This is a genomic window from Paenibacillus sp. FSL P2-0136, assembly GCF_037975325.1.
GTDB lineage: Bacteria > Bacillota > Bacilli > Paenibacillales > Paenibacillaceae > Paenibacillus_AQ > Paenibacillus_AQ silagei.
Window position 1 is genome coordinate 1369756 of record NZ_CP150244.1, and the last position, 20790, is coordinate 1390545.

Sequence of the window (20790 nt, forward strand, 5' to 3'; positions counted from 1 at the left end):
AATATTTACCTAAATCATTCCGACCATAAAAGTAGGGACAGAGGGTATCGACTGATGCGCTTCGTGGACGATTGGGTGGTGCACCGTAAGACACGAGTGGAAGCTGCGCAGACGCTCCGTGATGCAAAGAATCATTCCGGAGGCTTCACCCAGATAAAACAAAGATCAACCACATTAAGTGGGGATTAGAGTTTCTGGACTACAAGCTCAAACAGGGGAAAGGTTTGTCGCTGCCACGGGGAAACGTGAAGAAGCAATCGAAGATGAATATCTTTACCTATCCCTATCCCAAAGACAAGTCTATCCAATCGTTCATGGACACCATTTGAGCCCGAACGCGTAGACACATCCTGCTAACCGTATTTGAGCTTATCAACTCCATAAACCCCGTCATCCGAGGTTAGGGCAATTATTTCCGCAATTCCCACGTCAGAAAGCTGTTCAATCGACTTTAATGGTGGATCATAAAGCGGATATGGAGTCACCGATTCAAATGCTGGCGCAACGCGGGATGGAAAAGACTGCCGGAATCCATTCTCTATTCCAATTACAGGTTGATAAATCTCTTAATATTACTTCCGGATTTCAACCTACGAACTGAACCCAGAGGGTAACATAAAGGAAAGCGGATTGCGGGAAAATTGCACAATCCGTTGATTGAGCGGATGGAGGAAGACGCGGGCCGACATCCTCGACTCTATATAAATATGCTGTATTTACATCGCATCGTGTCCATAACCTCAAGAAATTCGACAACACCGGCGAAGACATGGAGGACCTGATCTCCATCGGCACCATTGGGCTGATCAAGGCCATCGAGAGCTACCGCCCGAACAAGGGCACTAAGCTGGCTACTTTTGCCGCCCGTTGTATCGAGAATGAAATCCTGATGCACTTACGCTCGCTGAAAAAAACCCGCAAGGACGTATCCCTCCACGATCCGATCGGAACGGATAAAGAAGGCAACGAGATCACCCTGATCGATATCCTAGGATCTGAGGCCGATGATGTGATTAAGGAAGTGGATCTGAAAATTGAGAAGAGCAAGATCTATCGGAATCTGGATATCCTAGATGACCGGGAGAAGGAAGTTGTGGTCGGGCGGTTTGGCCTGGACACCGGCGGGGAAGAGCGGACGCAGCGGGAGATTGCGAAGGAACTGGGGATCTCGCGGAGTTATGTGTCGCGGATTGAGAAGAGGGCGCTGATGAAGCTGTATCATGAGTTTTATAAGGTGAAGCGGTAAACTGGAAATTACAAAGTAACATCCGCTGCAAAAGGAACGTTTACTATGCAACTTGTCTACGGATGAGTTGCTTTTTGTTTCTCAAGCTTAATTTTGACCAGGTTTTGTTTTACGGATATATCGTCCGGGAGATACCCCTTCTGACTTCGTAAATTGTTTGGTGAATGAATATATATCCCCGTAACCAAGGCTAACAGCTACGTGTTTGATGGGAAGTCCGGATAGCAGCATCATTTTGGCCTGTCTCATTAAATGTTCAGTGTGGTATCGCTTAGGGGAAATCCCCGTAGTCTCTTTAAAAAATTTCCGGAAGTTCTCGTAGCCCATATTCACGGCAGATGCCACTTCCTGAATATCAAAGTGAATATCATTGGAGACACTAATCAGCTCGCAGGCTTTTGTTATTTTACTTTCAATTTCATTGCTATGAGCATTATGAATGCTACTGTGCAATCTGATAATCAAATCCTGAGACTTCATTAGCAGGGAGGGAAGACTTTCATCTGTTGCACTTTTCAAGGCTTTCAGCAAGGAAACAAAATCAAAGAAAAAATCATTCGTATGCTGTGCCGATTGGACTTCCTTATCGGAATTAATAATTCCGAGTGTCTTTAAGTATGAATAGACAGGATACCCGACACTGATATAAAATTCGATCCAATTCCCATCTGGTTCAATTGCAGTAGAGTGCAAACGTTCAGGTAAACGTTGAACAAGATCACCTGCTTGCATAGGAGTAACGGTACCGTCCGCAGAAATAAATGTTCCACTGCCTTGCAATACTACAAAACAGCTGTAATATCCTATCTTAAAATCATATTGAGAACGCTCTGCTGATCTTTTCCGCATAAAGCCGCAAGATAAAATACCCTGATTAAAGTCTTTGCCGATACATCGGTAGATTACATCATTTTCATTAATGTCTGCAAAATTCATGTATTCACACTCCTACCAAAATGGATAAATGAAATACCATACTCAACATTTAATATAAGGAATTTTCCTTATATTATAGGGGTATCTACATTGAAAGATCAACCAATTAGAACAATGGATGGGAGTGTTATTTAAGCCGATGAAGCTAAGCAGAGATTGGGAAAATCAATATGTTACTCAAAAAAACCGTTATCCCATGCATGAGCCCTACGGAGTATACGAAACCGTAGAACAGGCTTTAAGCGGAGACCGGAGAAAGTCTAAATACGTAAAAAGCCTGAATGGAATGTGGAAGTTTAAAATGTTCGGATCTCCCGATGAAGTAACGGATGAATTCTATAGTCCTGAACATGATGTTTCCCATTGGGATCATATTCCGGTTCCTTCCCATTGGGAGCTTTCGGGGTATGGAAAACCTGTATACACCAATATGTTGTATCCCTTTGTTCAAAAAGGGGAGGGTTCAAGTCACGAAATTCAACTCAGGAATAATGAATACATTTTGAATCCGCCTCATGTGCCAGAGAGTAACCTTACCGGTTGTTACGTTAGAACGTTTGAAGTTGACGAACATTTTAACGAAAGGGATATATTTATCGATTTTGGAGGTGTAGAATCGTGTTTTTATCTGTGGTTAAACGGCAAACTGGTTGGTTATTCTCAGGATAGTAAGCTTAACGCTTCTTTTGATATCACGGATTACATTCAAAAGGGACAAAACCTTATAGCTGTTCAGGTGATGCGGTTTGGAGCCGGTACTTATCTGGAGGATCAGGATTACTGGCATCTCTCGGGGATCTACCGGGATGTTCTCATTTATGCAAAACCACGTATGCGCATTCATGATTATAAGATCGAAACCCTCTTTTCAGGGAATTACAACAATGCCGAATTAAAAGTGACGGTTGTACCTAATAATCAAGTGAATGGTTATGGTGAGGCTCATGTGCGGTTGTCCCTGTATGATAGCGAACAGAAATTGGTTACTGAGTTTGAAACGCCAAAGTTTGCGGATTGTGATTCCTACCTGCGAGAAAAATATGTAGCAAAGGTTACGAAAACCATTTCAAATCCTCACTTGTGGAGCGACGAGAGCCCTTATCTCTATAAATTGGTGTTAGAAATGATTGATTTGTCTGGAAATGTAGTTGATATTGAGAGCGCGAATGTCGGCTTCCGTGAAGTGAAGATCGATCGAAAAGGGGTCCTGAGAATTAATGGGAAGCGTCTCATTATACGGGGAACCAATCTTCACGCCTTTTGTCCTGAAACAGGACGAGCCGTAACAACAGAATATATGCGCGAGCAAATCAAGGTCATGAAATCGCTGAATATCAATGCGGTAAGAACAAGTCACTATCCGCACGCAATCGAATGGTATGACTTGTGTGATGAACTGGGCATTTACCTGGTGGATGAAGCCAATATTGAAACACACGGTCTTGGCGGCCAGTTAAGCGCATCCCCCGAATGGACAAATGCGTATATGGAACGGGCTACACGGATGGTTCTGAGAGATAAAAATCATCCATCCATTATTCTCTGGTCTCTGGGTAATGAATCCGGTTATGGAGCGAATCATGCTGCGATGTACGGCTGGATTAAGGAGTATGACAAAACAAGGTACGTTCAGTATGAGTCTCTGAATCCTCCGGCAAACATCTCCGATATTATGGCGCCTATGTATCCTCAGAAAGATTGGATCCTGGATGTCATGGCTGAAAGCGAGGATTTGCGTCCTTTTATTATGTGTGAATATGCGTACGCGAAAAGCAACAGTAACGGAAACTTTAAGGAATTTTGGGATCTCATTCATAAATTCCCGCGGTTTCAAGGAGGATTTATTTGGGATTTTCAGGATAAAGCGCTGGTTAAGCAGGATAAAGACGGAAATAAAAAGTATGTCTATGGCGGGGCATTCCAGGAAGAGGTTACTGATCCTGCACCTGATATGTGCCTGAATGGTATAGTTTTCCCAGATCTCACTCTCAAGCCGGCTGCGAATGAAATCAAAAATGTACAAGCTCCTATCCAAATGGATTACATGCCTGGGAATGATGGCTATCGAATTTATAATCATTACACGCATCGGGATTTAAGCCATTTGAATATGGCTTGGGAACTGGTTTGCGATGGCAATGTGATAGAAAGCGGTAGTTTGCCTAAATATCACACAGCGCCCGGATCCGTTGATAAGCTTCAAGCGCCATACGATTCGTCTAAAGTCTCCGGGGAAGCTTTTCTTAATTTCTATGCTTATTTGGACGAGGACACCTTTTATTCGAAGAAGGGAACCTGTATTTATGCCTGCCAGATAGAGATTAAGGATTCTGTGAATAAAGTGCATACCGGAGATATAGAAAAGGATAGCTTGAAGTATGATGAAACGACAAATGAAATTCATATCTATAATGAAAATACAACGGTTCTTTTCTCGAAAGAAACCGCAGAGTTCATCTCTGTAAAATACAATCACAAGAATTATTTCACGGGAGGAACCAATAACTTCTATCGCCCTCCAACAGGAATTGATGGAGGTATTCATCTTGAATCGTCCAATTATGCAGATGAATGGAAAGCTCTCGGGCTCAATTCCAATGAGAAAGAAATCAAGAATATTCGGGTATTTGCAGCACCAGCTGCTGTTATCATTCAAGTTCATTGTATCTATCATGGATGCATTGAAACCAAAACCAATTATACCGTCGGCGGCAAAGGTATAGAAATCACAAATACAGTTGTGAACAATGCCAAGGTCGACACCCTCCCGAGAATTGGACTAAGCTTTAAGTTCTCTGAGGCTTGGAAGAAGATGAAATGGTATGGCCGCGGGCCATGGGAGAACTACGCGGATCGTAAATCTGCCGCATTCGTTGGAGTATATGAGAGTACTGTAGAACAGCAGCACGTACCCTATATCTTACCGGTAGAATGCGGTGGTAAGGAGGATGTCCGGTATTTATATTTGTCATCCGAAGAACAAGCAGTAAAAGTCTCGGCAGCGGGACATTTCCATTTCGATATTCATGGACACAGTATTGAGCAATATGACAACGCCGCCTATGAAGACGAGCTGGGAAATTCAGATTCTGTTTATCTTAATATTGATCACAAACATGCAGGTCTTGGCGGAGATACCGGCTGGACCAAAAATATTCACGATCCCTATCAAATTAAGAAAGGTATCTATGTTTATACGGTAACTATAGAAATCATTTCTTAAGAAAAACTAATTTTTGACTGGCTGAGTAAGGGAAGGATTGTGAAAGAGGTCCGGTTCAAGCAAGCTGGGAAATCCGTAGACCGGATATATTACCGTATTGGGGTATTATAAGGCGAAGCGGTGAGAGACAAAGCAGACCTGCCATAGGCGGGTCTTTTTTGTTGGTCTATAAACAATGTCACATTTAAATAACGAGTAATAAACCCAGAAGAGGTTCCGGTTTATTGATATTTACAGCATCTTCAATTAAGCTCCCGGAAGCGCTGGGGCGTAACGGCCTCGAATTTGCGGAAGGTGGAGATGAAATGGCTCGCGTCCAAAAAACCGACAAGTGCAGCAATGGCTTTGATGGTCAGGTGTTTGTCCAGAATCAGGTGCTCCTTGGCCTTTTGAATGCGTAAATGAATCAAATATTGATAAGGGCTCATCCCGGTGGTTATGCGGAATAAATAATTTAGCCGCTGCGAACTGAGGCCGGTGAACTCGGAAAGATTGGCCAGACCGATGCCGGGATCATGAAAATTATTCTCCAAAAACTGAATCATGGGTAGCAGACGTTTCGAATGCTGGGAATAGGAGCGCTGGTTATCCACTTGTCCAAAGCGCTTTAGATCGATCAGGAAGCGATAGACGAAAGCCGAGCTGTCCATTCCGCTGAATTCGGATGGCCGTTGCTCCAGATGGCGCGTTCTGTAATGAATCTTGGACAGCCTGGAGCCGGGCTCCCAGCTAATGACCGTAGATGTAGCCAATCCCAATGAGGAGATAATGGTCGGAGCTAAATTACCATTGAAGGTAACGTACCAGGTGGACCACGGGTGTGATAAGGTGACATAACGATGCGGGACATGCGGAGGAAGCAGGATTCCCTGGTTCGGTCCAAGCGTAACCGTGGTTCCCGAACATTCGAATTGGCCTTCCCCGCTTACCGTATGCAGCCAGTGATAGCAGTGATAGCCCTCTGGCCGGTCAAATTCCTCTTGCCATTCATTATAGCCCGTCAGTTCTATATAAATCGGCAGTGTCCGATCCAAAGTGGTGACGAGAAATTGCTTCATGTAATGCTTCATATAACGCTCCATGGACCATCAACAACTTTCATTTTTTTATATGATACTTTAATTTTACCTGATTTTACTCTGAACTGCCATCCCTTATAATCAAGACAAAGTTTGAACGAAATGCAGCACCTAACCTTCTGTTTATTGGACTAAAATAATGGCTAGAGGTCTGTTTATCCTTCATCAACAGTTTTGAAAGGGTATTCATTTTCATTCCGCTACAGTTATTGTTTGTCTGAAGCAGCAGTGATAATCTTATATAATTTTAAGAATGGATTATTCAGTTTAAGGGGGTGATTCGCAGTATCGTTGTACAGCATGAATAAAATAGAGGGGGCTTCAAGGATGAACGGGAAACGCAAAACCGTAATTTTAATGTTAACGATCATGGTCATTATACTGTTAGCCGGATGTTCGCAAAGTAATAACGGTAAAAAAGAAAGCGCTACCACGCCGGCTGGTGTATCGGGTACAAACGCAACGGATCCGACGGACTCATCCGGACAAGGCAAGCCTGTCACTGTCAATCTGTTCGCCGGCACTTCGAGCACCAACGGGAATATGGATACCAACTGGTTCACAACGTATGCCGAAGAGAAATTTAATATAGATATCAAGTGGTCAACTGTACCTAACACGGATGTTACGACCAAGCAGCCGCTGCTGCTGGCCAGCGGAGATTATCCTTCGATCTTCTGGGCAGGGCAGTTCACCAATGAGGACCTGCTGAAATACGGCAAGCAAGGCGTATTTGTGCCCTTAAACGATCTCCTGAAAGAGTATGCGCCTAATGTCTGGAAGGAAATCGAGAACACGCCGGCGCTCAAGCAAGGGGTATACGCTCCGGACGGCAACATTTACGGCCTGCCGTTCTATAACTACTGCCTGCACTGCTACTACTCCAGCAAGCTGTGGGTATATGAGCCGCTCCTGGAAAAGTACGGTCTTAGTATTCCGACGACTACGGATGAATTCGAGCATATGCTGGAGGTTTTTAAGTCGAACGGCATCCTGCCGCTTACAGGGTCCACGGACGGCTGGAACTCCGATCCGACGACGTTCCTGATGAATGCCTTCGTGTATAACGACGGCGGGAACCGCCTGGAGATAAATAACGGAAAGCTTGAATTTGCCGCAATCAAGGATGAATGGAAAGACGGGCTCTCCTATATTAACCGCTTGTACAGCAAAGGTCTGATCAGCAGTGCGGCATTTACCCAGACGAATGATGTGCTCAGCAAGCAAGCGATCAATCATGAAGTGGGCGTAGTGCCTTGGGGCTGCATCAACTGCGTCGTCGGGGCCGAGAACATGAGTGAAATCATTGACTGGGTCACCATCCCGCCGCTCAAAGGTCCGGGGGGCGCCCAATACGCGGCATTCAGCGGCAATGGGGTCAGTGGAGCCGTCTTCACCATTACGAATAAAGCATCAGAAGAAGAGAAAATTGCCATCATGAAGCTGCTGAATTTCATCTGGACGCCGGAAGGCGCGACCATGGCGAACATGGGGCCGGAAGGCGAATACTGGACTAGAGCTAAGGAAGGTGAAACCGGACTGGTCGGGACACCGGCGCTGTTCGATATTGATTTTCAGCCGCCGACACCGTTCACCCGGGGCTGGAATCAGCTGGGGCCGATCTACCAGTCGGAGGAATGGCGCAACAGCATCGTCGCCAAATCCCCGTTCACGCCGGATGGCTCCGGCTCGGAAGCGCTGCTGCACTACTATACGGAGAAGGATTACAAAGGCAAGCAGCCGGCGCAGGTTGTGCCAGCCTCAATCTGGATCGATCCCGCCAAGTCGCAGCAATATTCCCAGCTGAAGACCAACATTACTTCATACGTCAACCAATGGACCGCCGAGTTCATCGTCGGCAATAAATCGATCGACAAGGACTGGGATGCATATGTGGAGGGTGTGAAGAAGCTGGGTCTGGCAGACTTCCTGAGCATCACCGAAGAAGCGATCGTGAGCCCGTTTGATACGAGCAGCTACCAGCGCGATGATGCAGTGGTGAAGAATCTCGAATCGCTGCACTAAAGCGGCATGGGCATCATCCGCTCCGCGGTACTCCGGAGCGGATGATGCAACTTTTTTAAGCGAGGAATGATCGACGATGAAACCGAATTCTGAATTACGGCAACGCATAGTCCGGCACTGGCCGCTGTACGCCATCATCGCGCTCCCGACAGCTTTTCTGCTCGTGTTCAGCTATTGGCCGATGGTTGGCGTTCAGATTGCCTTCCGCAACTTTAATCCGGTTCAGGGTATCTGGGGGAGTCCCTGGGTCGGCCTTCAGCAGTTCGAGCTGTTTCTCTCGTCACCGTATTTCTGGCCGCTGGTCAAGAATACGCTGGTCCTGAGCCTGTACTATCTGATCGTGTCGATCCCGTGCTCGCTCATTCTGGCGCTGGCGCTGAACGAAGTGAAGCATGTCCGCTTCAAAAAAACCGTGCAAATGTTTACTTACGCGCCGTATTTTATCTCGACGGTTATCCTGGTCGGTATGATCCAGATCATGCTGTCGCCGACGAGCGGCCCTCTGGCGCTGTTCTCCAGTCTGCTCGGCAACAACAATCCTCCGAATGTCTTGGCAAGCGCCGACAGCTTCTCGTCGGTCTATGTCTGGTCGGGCATCTGGCAAGAAACCGGGTATGCGGCAATTATCTATCTTGCGGCTTTGGCCAGCGTCAATCCTGAATTGTACGAGGCGGCAAGAATTGACGGAGCCAGCCGGCTGCAAAAGATCCGCTATATTGATCTGCCAGGCATCAGCTCCACCATTATTATCCTGATGATTCTCAGCGTGGGCGGGCTGCTCAGTATCGGCTTCGAGAAAGTATTCCTGCTCCAGAACAACCTTAATCTAAGCAGTTCGGAAGTTATATCCACGTATGTGTACAAGATCGGACTGGTTAACGCCGACTTTAGCTTTGCGACAGCGATCAGCTTATTCAACTCTGTCATCGGCCTGATCCTGATTACCGCGGTCAACTATAGCGCCCGTAAAGTTTCAGACAGCAGTCTGTTCTAGGTTAGGAGGAAATTTCATGCGTCGCACATCCGCGATTCGAGAGTCCGGCTCAGACCGCATCTTTTTATTTTGCGTGTACACCGGATTAACAATAGTTCTGCTTTTGGTGTTGTACCCGCTGATCTTTATCGTCAGCTCCTCTTTCAGCTCGGCAGCGGCGGTACAGGGAGGCAAGGTCTGGCTGCTGCCGGTGGATTTCACGCTGGACGGCTATATCGGTGTTTTTCAATACAATGCGGTGTGGACGGGATTCGTCAACTCGCTGCTCTACACGGTGGGCGGCACCCTGCTGAGCGTATCGCTTACTGTCATGATGGCCTATCCATTGTCAAGAAAAGAGATGGTTGGACGCAACATCTGGATCTGGGCGATTCTGTTCGCGATGCTGTTTAACGGAGGACTTATTCCTTTCTATCTTGTAGTCAAGGATCTGGGGATGCTCAATACGCCATGGGCGATTATCGTGCCGTCGGCACTCAATATTTACTCGATTATCATTGCGAAGACGTTCTTCCAGAATTCGCTGCCGAAGGAAATGTACGAGGCTGCCCAGCTGGATGGCTGCGGGGACTTCAAGTTCCTGACCCGTATCGTCTTGCCGTTATCGAAGCCGATTCTTGCTGTCCTGATGTTATGGTCGGCGGTGGGGTTATGGAACTCATATTTTAATGCACTGATCTTTCTGAATTCACAGTCTCTGTATCCGCTGCAATTGGTGCTTCGCCAGATTCTGGTCGAGAACAAAATCGACTACACCAGCATGTCCGCGTCGCTCGACCCTCAGAGGTTGACCATGATGAAGAACATGGAGACGCTTTTGAAATATTCACTGATCGTCATTACAACTGTTCCCATTCTGATCATTTATCCTTTTGTGCAGAAGTATTTTGTGCAGGGGGTCATGATCGGCTCGGTGAAAGAATAGGTACAGGCATATTCCCCGTCTCTAAAACACAAAGCGAATTGGAGGAACGTTCAATGAAGACATCTGCTAGGGTCAAAGGACCGTTTGAGCCGAAGCTTGCTTCCCTGCAAACCTTCGAATGTCCAGCCTGGTTCCGGGATGCGAAGCTGGGAATCTGGTCACACTGGGGAGCGCAGTCCGTGCCAATGTTCGGTGACTGGTACGCCCGTAACATGTACTTTGAAGGTTCGGACCAATACCGCTATCATATCCGTCATTACGGCCATCCGTCGGTCTTTGGCTACAAGGACATTATCCAGCTCTGGAAGGCAGAGAAGTTCGATCCCGAAGAGCTGATGGATCTGTATCAGGCTGCGGGTGCCAAATATTTTGTGGCACAGGCGATGCACCATGACAACTTCTTCAATTACGATTCCAGGCTGCACCGCTGGAATTCCGTTCAAATGGGACCCAAGAAGGATATCGTGGCCTTGTGGAAAGCAGCAGCAGACAAGCGGGGCTTGCCATTCGGCCTGACCGAGCATCTTGGAGCAACGTTCAGCTGGTTCCAGAGCAATAAGGGACAGGATAAGGAAGGCCTGTACAAGGGTGTCCCATACGATGGCAATGATCCGCAATACGAAGACCTGTACCTGCCCAACCAGATGTATTATCACGCAGATAAAAAGATGTACGATCTGGATCCGTGGTATGCCACCGAGCCGGAGTGGCATCAGCGCTGGCTGGATGTGATGATGGAGCTCATCGATCTGTACCAGCCGGATCTGCTGTATTCCGACGGAGCACTTCCGTTCACTGACATCTTTCAGGATGCGGCCACTGCGCCGGACGAGGCGGTTATGGCGGCAGGGCTTCATGCGGTTGCCCATCTCTATAACAGCAGCGCCGCCCGTAACGGAGGCGTGAATAAGGCGGTCTATAATCAGAAAGACCGCAGGAAAGCAGTGTACTCGGTCGGCGTCCTGGATATCGAACGCAGCCAGGAGCCGGGTATCAAGGAAGAGCCCTGGCAGACGGACACCTGTGTCGGTGAGTGGTTCTATAATGCCAAAGCCGTATACAAGAGACCGGATCACGTGATTGAAATCCTGATCGATATCATCTCCAAGAACGGCAATCTGTTGCTAAATATACCCCAGAGACCGGATGGAACAATTGATGACGAATGCCGATATATTCTTCAGGAGATGGCACAGTGGATGGCTGTATCTTCGGAAGGCGTCTACGGGACGAGGCCGTTCCGCGTGTCTGGCGAAGGGAATTCGCGCGTGGTTATCGAGCAATACAAAGAGGACAGGGTGGAGTGGGATGCGACCGATTTCCGGTTCACGCAGAAAGGGAATACGGTCTACGCCTTCCAGATGAAGGCGCCTGTTGACCGGCTGGCCGTTATACGGTCGTTCGGACCGGGAGAACGGGTTAGACACGTGCGTCTGCTCGGTGCAGGACCGGTAGAATTCAGCCAGGCATTAGGCCCGCTGGTTGTATCTTTGCCGGAACATCTGCCGACGCCGTACGTGCATTGTCTTGCGGTCGAACTGGAAGGATAGAGAAAGCGGGTATCATCCTCATTCAAGGATGATACCCGCTTTTGCTTCACTGTCCCAAACAAAGTGTACGAAAAGTGTTCTAGGCCAATACTTCCATAGGGTGCTAACGGATAGTCGATCGTAATACGCCGCACTCAACTCATGACGTCCGAGCTGCTAACTGTGACTTTACTTATTCTTGGAAGAGCGCAGGCAAGATGAGTTCACTTACGGCGCCGTTTTGATTATAAAAGCGCCATTTTGCTTTTCCCTCAAATAACAAGGAGAGACGCTGCAGGGTATTACTGACTCCAATATGCTCAGCCTTGCTATCAACTATAGCTTTCCCTTGATTCAATTGCTCTAGTTGAGCTGCAGGATATCCGTTTCCTGTGTCGGAAATCATTATTTTAGCAAATGGGTAGAAATCGAGTTCGATCGCGACAATTTTAACTGAAATATGTGTTGATTTATCGGGTTGTATAGCATATTTAATGGAGTTCTCTACAAAATTTTGAATAAGCATAGGTGGAACAAGCATATCCTCGATCATCTTATCGGTTTCAATGGAATAGGTAAACCTGTCTTTATAGCGGATTGACTGAATCTGAAGATAAGTGTTAACATGTTTGATTTCTTCATAAAGTGGGAGCAAATCGACCTCTATTTTGATCATGTACCGATAGAAGTCGACAGAATGAACAATCAATTTCTGAGCGGACGTTTAGCCGCACTTGGCCTCAATTCTTATCGCTTTTCCATCGAGTGGGCCCGGATTGAACCGGAGGAAGGGCAATTCGATGAAGCAGCCATGGAACATTACCGGGATGTATTAAGAACTTGCAGCAACTTGAATGTAAACCCCGGTCGTAACGCTTCATCATTTCACCTCCCCGCAATGGCTTATTAGCGCCGGAGGCTGGGAAGCTGAAGGTACGCCAGCAAGGTTTGCACGTTATTGTGCTCATGTCATGAGCCAATTAGGAGATCAAATTCCTTATGTATGTACAATCAATGAGGCAAATATTTCTATTGGAATTGCAAAAGTTATGAAGCAGTATCAGCAGGGGGGATCTGCAGCAGGACAACTTGGCATGAACATGGATTTTCAAGAACAAATGCGGGACTACTATGCTGAATTGTCCCAAGCATTTGGTATACCACCCATGGAGGTGCATACCTTCCTGTCACCACGTTCCGAAAAAGGCCTGCACATCATCTTCCAATCGCATGTGGAGGCAAGGGCGGCTATCCGGCAGGTTAGTCCGAACACTAAAATCGGATTAAGCATGTCGCTCTTTGATTTTCAGTCCGTCCCTGGTGGAGAAGAACAGGCTGCTCATGAATTACATGAGGAATTTCTACAATTCCTTCCTTATATGGAGGACGATGATTTCCTGGCCTTACAGAACTATTCACGTGAGATCTACGGACCGGATGGTCTCATCCCTGTACCTGCTGATAGAGAGCGTACCCAGATGGGTTACGAATTCTATCCCGAAGCTCTAGAGAATGTTATTCGTTGTGCTTCGAAGCATCTGAACAAGCCGATTATCGTAACGGAGAATGGTGTTGCTACGGATGATGATACACGCCGTGTTGCTTTTATTGATCGGGCTTTAAAGGGTGTGGCTGCATGTATTGCTGACGGGATTCCAGTTAAGGGGTATTTGCATTGGTCACTACTTGATAATTTTGAATGGCAGCTTGGATTCTCCAAGCGTTTCGGGTTAATTGAAGTAGACCGGCAGACACAGGAGCGCACTCCTAAACCTAGCGCTTATCATCTTGGAAAGATTGCCCGAGCTAATATTATTTATTAGTGTGGATTTTCTATAACCTTACTAGCGGACGACATAGAAGCTTCCGCTGAGGATAATAGCCTGTAGAGATGAGAGAATAACGTCTCATTCCTACAGGCTATTTATGTTTCTATATCATGAACAAATTTTGGGTATCATCGTAGAGCATTCTACTTTCCGCTATACTTATCTAAGCAGCTTGAATATGTAATTAAAGAGCTTAGGGTAGGAGGCAAAAGTGAATACTTCAGATGATATCCTTTCGTTTATAAGCCGAAATTATTTGAAAAAAGATGAGCAACTGGAGATGCCAACGGTAATAAGTGATGATTCTCTTGTTGATATAGATATTGTAAAAAGGACTGCCCGTACGCTACGAAGAGTAGGGATCATTACCGTTGCATGGCAGGATGGCTTAAGTGCCGAAGAACCTCCGGAGCAGCAGCTGTTACGCTGGACAGTGGGGAAGCGTGCCTTATTAGATGACAATCAACAAACTTTTGACTGGCTGAGTAAGGGATGGATTGTGAAGGAGGTCCGGTTCAAGCAAGACGGGAAATCGGTAGACCGGATATATTACCGTATGGGGTATTTATTATATGTTCAACTGATAAATAAGCAAAAAGACACAGAAAGGGATATAATAGATCAATTTACGTTTTATCAGTCAGAAGCTGCCCGGCGAATGGAAGAAATAATGTGTGTACCGGGCGAACGGATGCTTCAGTTAAAGGGTTTGACAATATTCTTAACGGATAGTTTAGCGTGGAGTATTGGTACGTTGAAGGATCAGGTTGTTTTCCCTGCGAATTGGAGCGTATCTAAGAGAATCCATTCATTACACTTTTTACTGGCTTTTGGCATGATTTCTTGTACCAAAGAAATATTTGACTGGAAAGAAATTGGCGCGCAGTATTACCCGGGTATTGGAGGCTCTAAGGCATTTGATCTGTCTAAAATAGAGTTTCTTAACATGCTAGAGACGCTAAGCGGTCAGCCAGCTGAAGCATTAGGAATGATAAGCGGAGGGCAGATTACGCCGATCTATTTTGCCAGTACCCTTGAAGGGAAATGGTCCAATTTCCAGGCAGGACCTGTTCATGCCTTAACCAATATTTCAGTATCCCAAGACCAGTATTCAACCACAGCAACTACGCTATGGTTAGTCGAGAATCGGGCTGTTTTGACGCGGATGTCAGCAGAGCCCCATTTCCTGCAAGAGACTAATTCTATGATTGTATGTGTAGACGGCCATATTCGGAGTGTGCACCGGTATTTTATCAGACAATTATTGAATAACAGCGCCATTGATCAAGTAATCATGTGGAGTGATTATGATGAGGCGGGGCTGCAAATTGCACGAGAAATGTACCAGTCGCTTAGTGGACATGATGTGCGGCATAAATGGATCTGCCCTGATCACTCCATACTAACGAGTTGGCCGGAGTATCAACAGCGTCTGGAGGATTTGCTGCAGTATACGAAGTTGGAACAAGAGATTGTGTTAGGGGAGGCAGAGGATTGGAGAAGCTGGATCAACCATTAATTTCAATTTTTCAGACTGATGAATCCGGGCCGGAAGTGCACCAGGCCTTAAGGGATATTGCTCTGTTGTCCGGGGTACTGAATGATCTGGGCTCTCAGAACTTTCTGCAGACGCCTATCGAAATTTTACGGTTCTTACGTATTATTCAACTGCTCAATGAGGAGGCCCTGGGGCTGGATGAACCGATTGAGAACGTAGATACCCTGTATTTTCGTTACCGGAACCGCTATGAGGACCTCGACCCGCCAAGCAAGAAAAAGGTTGAACAAATTGTAAATGTCCTGGTGAAGTATAACTGGATATCCAAACAAACCAGGCAGCTAAAAATGCGTGATGTAGGGAAGCGGATGATGGATACGCTCATACGGCTTGCCAATGATTCTTTAGCCTATTATATGCATGATGATATAGGTCGATCGTTATTCCAGGCCAGACGGGATGCCGAGCTTAGCGAAGCCTATGATGATCATGGCATTTCCGGCGGTAACAAAATTGCCAGTATGATTCGCAACGTGGAAAATGCTATACAACTGATGAAGGAACGTGAATTAGAAATGCTGGCGGACCGTAATGCACTGCCTCAGTTAGAGATTATCCATCAGTTGATGCAGGAGCTGGAGATGAAGCTGACAGAGCGTCTCCGTAAGTTTCATACATTAGAGGACAGTCTGGTGCTCAGTGATTTAATGCAGGCAGGAACATCTGCACTTGCCGATGGCACGAATCTGAGCATGGGGATGATTAATAAATATCTCAAATTTACGATGATGAAGCAAACGATGCTCTTGTCCTCGATTAATCCCGAAAAAGTTCGGATGTTCATTACTCAAATGTATGACCCGCCTCCAGAATCAGACATTCCTAATGCTCATCAGATTATGAGCTTTATGGAGCAGAATGAATACGAGGGGGAGTCCATGGATGGTCTGTGGATGCCTGTTAAATTCGCCGCGCCGCTGTCCGGTGCAGCTATTAGTGAAGCTATTCATTATCTTGAGGACTATGAGCCGCTAGTGGATCGAATGCAGGAAGATATCCAGGAGACCCAATATATCCATGAGGAGATTGATATTACACAATTAGAGGATATGATGGGAGATTCAGCGTGGTTGCTGACGAAATCTATGATTGAGACGGACGCCATTGAAGGATTCATGCAGGAAGTGGAGCAAGCTCCGCTAGAGACGGTAATCATTGAAGCAACATCTGCGGAGTGGGGCGATGCGATTAACGCACTTACGGCGTTATCTGCGTTAGTAGGCAGCAAGAAGCTGACAATGGAGGAAGCGGCGGCGGAATCAGAATCCCAAGCCCCCCGATATGACAAGGAATGGGACTGGATGAATCCGAAGGATATTAATCAAGTCGTTAAGCATAACAAAGCTTCAATGAACAGGCAGAAGAGGAGTGACGATGAGCTTGACGGATGAATGTAATGTAAATCCGCTTAATGTCATGCAGGCAATCAAAGGCATGTTAACCGAGGCGGAAGAGATCGTGTTCATGAATCTTTTATTCTCATCCTCTGCAACAATACGTGTGGGCAATTTCGGCTTATCCCGGCGCGAGGTAGAGAAGCAGTTAAAGATATCTAATGATGATGAGCAGTTCAATTCATTTTTAATGCGGGTTAATCAGGCGGTAAGCCGGTATTTCAAAGTAATCTATGATGTGAAAAGAGATCAGGTGATCGTGATGATGCGGGTTCCTGCCCGATCGGCACGCAGTACATTGTCCAAAGAAAGTCTGGCCATTCTCTTGTTTATCTTTTATCAGCAAGAAGTGTTGCAGCATGAGTTCACGCTATTCGATCAGTTGCTAAATGCTCTTGGACATGAGACGACAAAGGCAAATCAGCGTTTGATTCTAAATATTGACCAATTGAAAAAAATCGGTGCACTCGAAGAATATGATACCAATTCAAATGAGAAGGCGTATACCATCACTGGAATTGGTGCTAATATGTTCTCGGATTCCTTTCTGCGGCGTACGGTTGAATTCAGTCAATCCAATCAATTAAACAAAGAGGAAGTACTGAAGTTTTTCAAACGATATAATCTGTATCAGGAAGGAACTGACGAAGCATAATGATACCTTGGAAAATGTGGTTTACTGGCATTCGGGATTATCAGCCAACGATGATGGACTTGTCAGGACAAGAATCACATATCTTGATCACCGGCCCGAATGGAGCAGGGAAATCTACCATAACGTACTGCATGGGGGTTGTTTTGTATTCTTCCAAGGTAGATTTAGAGGGTCTGAAATCCCGCAATCTCCTTCCGGATGATACGTGGAAAGCTCACATTCGGCTATTGTTTAAGAATGAGGGAAGCGTGCGCATGGATGCCCCTGCCTTTATCGAATTCTCTATTTATATTGTGCAGGAACCGGGACAGCCGGCCAAGAAGGAATTTATCATTCAATCGGGGGATGATCCGGAGCAATGGGATGAGACTATTAAGTATACTTCAGGTGACCGGCAATACAATTTCACTACGTACAAGAAGGACCTCCAGTACAAATACAAAATTGATCCCGACCTGTTCTACCTGATTTGGTATCAGCAGGAGGTTAATCAATTCGCGGTCATGGACCCGCAGGAGCGGTTTCGTATTTTTGCTGAAATGCATGGCATTAATCAGGTACAGCACAACTGGGAAGAAAGTATGGAGAAGTTGAAGGAAGTGCAGGAGAGTCTAAGAACAGCTGATATTAACGTTTCCAATAAAAAGCAATGGCTGGGAATTGCTAAGGCAGCGCTGGAACGGTATGAGGATAATCGCAAGCGTCTTGTACAAGGAGGCCGGATGTACGCTGGAGCACTGCTGAAATTAGAAACCTTTTATAAGCAGGAACAACAGCATTTATTAGCCAAACAAGAACAATTGCTCGTGGACCAGGAAGCAACGAAGGACAACCTTGACCTATTGCAGGAGCAAGCCGAGCGGATTACTTATGAGCTAACGCAGGTCCAAGCGGAAAAAGAGCAGATTAACGAGGAAATCACTTTATTACAGGAGAAGCTATCTCTTGTGAATAATGAAATAAATGAAACCACGAACGTTATTAATGAATTGAACCACCGGCTGAAGGAGCTCAATCAAGAAAAGTCTGGAATTACGCGCACTGAAGAAGAGGTACAGGCGCAGCTCGAGGCAATCACTTTACAGCTTCAAGAACGGAATCGTGACTTGGCGAAGGCTGATGCAGACATCCAGGAATCCGAGGGTATGATAGCGAAATTAATGAATTCAAGCTATATTCTGCATGCGCAGATTCAGCAGGATAAGGCACTGGAGTACGAACATCAGGGACGGTTATGGCAATATCACAGCAGTTATGATGTGGATAAGAATATTGCAGCATTAGAGCAAAGAATTCGAGACTTTAAGCATGAACGAGATAAGAAGGCGAAGCTGCTTCAGGCATTAACGGAAGAGGGATTTCAGCTTGAGCATAATCAATTATGGTCGGACCGCCAAAGAGAATCACTTGCGCTATTTAAAGCGAATGGGGTGCGTGCTTATACCTTAAATGAGCTGGTTGAATTACACGAGTCCGCCCGGCCCGCAGCAGAGGAGCAATTCGAAGCTATTAAATATACAGTATTTTTTGATGGTATGCATGTACAGGCTCCGAATGATTTGTATCATGTTCCTCTGCGGAGTATCGTGCCGGATCGATCGGTTACTGACATTCAGGAGCTTCAGATTCATTTGAAAAAAGGCATCAGTGATGATGTGTTCCCACATGCAGTTAAAGCTCTATGGTGGGTTGAGCAATTCTATCAGGCAGGAGAAATACGTGTAGAGAAGGGTCTGCTGATTGATCCGAGGGGGATTCGCGGGCCACAGGAGAAGAAGAACTATATCCTAAGCCAGAAGGCTCTGCAGAAACGTAAAGAGGAAATTCAGAAGAAAATTAGCCAATTAAATACAGTGCTTGCGGATATCGAAGACTCCATTAAGAGTGATACACAGACTATGCAGGAATTGCATGCGATTATTCAAGCTGTTCGTGAATCCGAAGCTTTCCTCACCAAGAAGCATGAACGTGAAGGACGTGCTGCGAAATATGCACTTGAAGTGCTACGTCTTGACGAGCAGAAGCAGCAGCTTCAGGAAATAAAGGTTGTGCACAAAAAAATCCTCGAGAAACAGGTCAAGCTGGAGCATACACAGGAAATTTTGCAGCAGGAAGCGAATTTTTATGTACGCTTGGGACAGCAGAAGGAAAAGTATGAGACGTTGCAGCAGAAGACAAAGCACCGCCAGAGCTTAGCCGCGCAACAGGATATGATGAAGCAGCAATCTGACACTCTTGAAGAACAGCTTGATCGTATAGACGGTAATGAACGCCGGCAAAACCGGAATTTTGCCAAGAATCAAGATGATGTTGAACAGGTAACGCGTACGTTGCAGCAAATGAATATCCAATTAAAAGATACCCATGAGGCGCTTGAGACATCACAAATAAATCTGCTTACGGCCATCGAAGAAATTGAGAATTTCAAAGGAACAGCCCGGTTTATTTATGATGAGCTGGTTAACGAGCCTGAACCAGAACTTAGTAATGTGAAAAAACCGCAGTCAGTTACCAAGCTCCGTCAAGAATATGAGTCCGGGAAGGTTACATTTGATAATGCCAGGTATGAATCGGGTCTAGACCCTGCTGCACCTGAGAATTACAAAGTCATTGAAGAAGAGGTTCACCGGCTGCAGGATGAGTATAAGCGGACAAGCTTATTGTATGAAGAGAATCAAGAACGGGCTGAGACGCTCAGGGATCAATTGGAGACAACCATTAATATGAGAGTGCTTGAAATTCAGCAGCGATTCAAGAACTACATGAGCGGTTTTCAGTTCGAGGGGCAGATTGATTGGAAGCAGCAAGAGGATCGCAAAGGACGGGTGCTGTTCCATTTATTCATAAGAGCCCGTAAGGAAGGGCACCGGGGAACGTTAGAGGATGTCAGTGTTAAGGCGCGGGGAGGAAGAGTTGGCAAGGGTGTCTCTGGCGGGGAGGAGTCGCTTAGTTCACTACTGTTTGCACTCGCTTTGTTACAGAATCTGCAAACGGCACCGGGGTTTATTGTGATGGATGAATTCGATAGTGCGTTAGATGAGCAGCGGAAGTTAAAAGTATTTGATCTCTATGCGAGCGAGCTAAAGCGCAAATTAATTATCCTATCTCCGAAGTCACATGAGAACTCCTACCTGGACCGCTTTTCCAAAGCCTATATTGTGCAACATGACCCTACCGTACCTTGGAGTAAGGTGACGGGGTTGATTCTAAAGCGTGAATGAGAGTGGGTGAATAGAATTGGCCCGTTAGAGTGAGCTTAACATTATTGGGTCTAGCGGGTTGGTTTGTTCTGTGATGCAAACTGTTACTATTTTGAAAAAGTACAATTATGTTGATCCATCAAGCATGATTACTATAATACCAGCGTTTATAGCACTACTGAGTATCCCATTACTAT

At 46.0% G+C, this 20790-nt stretch carries 14 protein-coding genes and 1 pseudogene; 12 read left to right on the forward strand and 3 right to left on the reverse strand.

The window, feature by feature from the left end; all coding sequences use genetic code 11:
- Positions 1–739 precede the first annotated feature (739 nt).
- Positions 740–1246: pseudogene (gene sigK / locus NYE26_RS05750) on the forward strand (RNA polymerase sporulation sigma factor SigK); the annotation flags it as partial.
- Positions 1247–1333: 87 nt separating this feature from the next.
- Here sigK and NYE26_RS05755 read toward each other — a convergent pair.
- Positions 1334–2182 carry an AraC family transcriptional regulator gene (locus NYE26_RS05755; protein WP_339254541.1) on the reverse strand — a complete coding sequence of 283 codons (849 nt, stop codon included), beginning with the start codon at positions 2180–2182 and terminating at the stop codon, positions 1334–1336.
- 139 nt (positions 2183–2321) lie between these two features.
- Between NYE26_RS05755 and NYE26_RS05760 the strand changes: the two genes are divergently transcribed.
- Positions 2322–5405, forward strand: coding sequence for a glycoside hydrolase family 2 TIM barrel-domain containing protein (locus NYE26_RS05760; protein ID WP_339254543.1), 3084 nt, complete (start codon positions 2322–2324; stop codon positions 5403–5405).
- A 242-nt stretch (positions 5406–5647) separates the two neighbouring features.
- Here the strand turns inward: NYE26_RS05760 and NYE26_RS05765 are convergent, their stop codons facing one another.
- Positions 5648–6475, reverse strand: a complete 828-nt coding sequence (locus NYE26_RS05765) for an AraC family transcriptional regulator (protein WP_339254544.1) — start codon at positions 6473–6475, stop codon at positions 5648–5650.
- Positions 6476–6811: 336 nt separating this feature from the next.
- Here NYE26_RS05765 and NYE26_RS05770 point away from each other — a divergent pair, with 336 nt between their 5' ends.
- From NYE26_RS05770 to NYE26_RS05785, 4 genes are all read left to right on the forward strand, one after another.
- Complete coding sequence (locus NYE26_RS05770; protein ID WP_339254546.1) at positions 6812–8509, forward strand: hypothetical protein; 1698 nt, start codon at positions 6812–6814, stop codon at positions 8507–8509.
- Positions 8510–8585: 76 nt separating this feature from the next.
- Entirely contained in the window at positions 8586–9503 is a 918-nt protein-coding gene (locus NYE26_RS05775) for an ABC transporter permease subunit (protein WP_051478221.1), read from the forward strand.
- 16 nt (positions 9504–9519) lie between these two features.
- Positions 9520–10428: a carbohydrate ABC transporter permease gene (locus NYE26_RS05780; RefSeq protein WP_036727859.1), complete on the forward strand. Its 909-nt coding sequence runs from the start codon at positions 9520–9522 to the stop codon at positions 10426–10428.
- 53 nt (positions 10429–10481) lie between these two features.
- Entirely contained in the window at positions 10482–11978 is a 1497-nt protein-coding gene (locus NYE26_RS05785) for an alpha-L-fucosidase (protein WP_339254549.1), read from the forward strand.
- Between the two features lie 172 nt (positions 11979–12150).
- Here NYE26_RS05785 and NYE26_RS05790 read toward each other — a convergent pair whose 3' ends face one another.
- Positions 12151–12633, reverse strand: coding sequence for an ATP-binding protein (locus NYE26_RS05790; protein WP_155991596.1), 483 nt, complete (start codon positions 12631–12633; stop codon positions 12151–12153).
- Between the two features lie 21 nt (positions 12634–12654).
- Between NYE26_RS05790 and NYE26_RS05795 the strand changes: the two genes are divergently transcribed.
- The 6 genes from NYE26_RS05795 to NYE26_RS05820 all read left to right on the forward strand — a co-directional run bounded on the left by NYE26_RS05795 (position 12655) and on the right by NYE26_RS05820 (position 20614).
- Complete coding sequence (locus NYE26_RS05795) at positions 12655–12867, forward strand: family 1 glycosylhydrolase (RefSeq protein WP_339254551.1); 213 nt, start codon at positions 12655–12657, stop codon at positions 12865–12867.
- Positions 12863–13780, forward strand: coding sequence for a family 1 glycosylhydrolase (locus NYE26_RS05800; protein ID WP_339257339.1), 918 nt, complete (start codon positions 12863–12865; stop codon positions 13778–13780). The genes NYE26_RS05795 and NYE26_RS05800 overlap by 5 nt, the downstream gene beginning before the upstream one ends.
- A 217-nt stretch (positions 13781–13997) precedes the next feature.
- Positions 13998–15305 (forward strand): DUF2399 domain-containing protein, encoded by a 1308-nt coding sequence (locus NYE26_RS05805; protein ID WP_339254553.1) that lies wholly within the window; start codon positions 13998–14000, stop codon positions 15303–15305.
- On the forward strand, positions 15281–16735 hold the full coding sequence (locus tag NYE26_RS05810; protein ID WP_339254555.1) for a hypothetical protein: 1455 nt from the start codon (positions 15281–15283) through the stop codon (positions 16733–16735). Before NYE26_RS05805 ends, NYE26_RS05810 begins: the two co-directional genes overlap by 25 nt.
- Positions 16719–17393: a hypothetical protein gene (locus NYE26_RS05815; RefSeq protein ID WP_076076691.1), complete on the forward strand. Its 675-nt coding sequence runs from the start codon at positions 16719–16721 to the stop codon at positions 17391–17393. The genes NYE26_RS05810 and NYE26_RS05815 overlap by 17 nt, the downstream gene beginning before the upstream one ends.
- On the forward strand, positions 17393–20614 hold the full coding sequence (locus NYE26_RS05820; protein WP_339254558.1) for a chromosome segregation protein SMC: 3222 nt from the start codon (positions 17393–17395) through the stop codon (positions 20612–20614). Before NYE26_RS05815 ends, NYE26_RS05820 begins: the two co-directional genes overlap by 1 nt.
- The last annotated feature ends 176 nt before the right edge of the window (positions 20615–20790 follow it).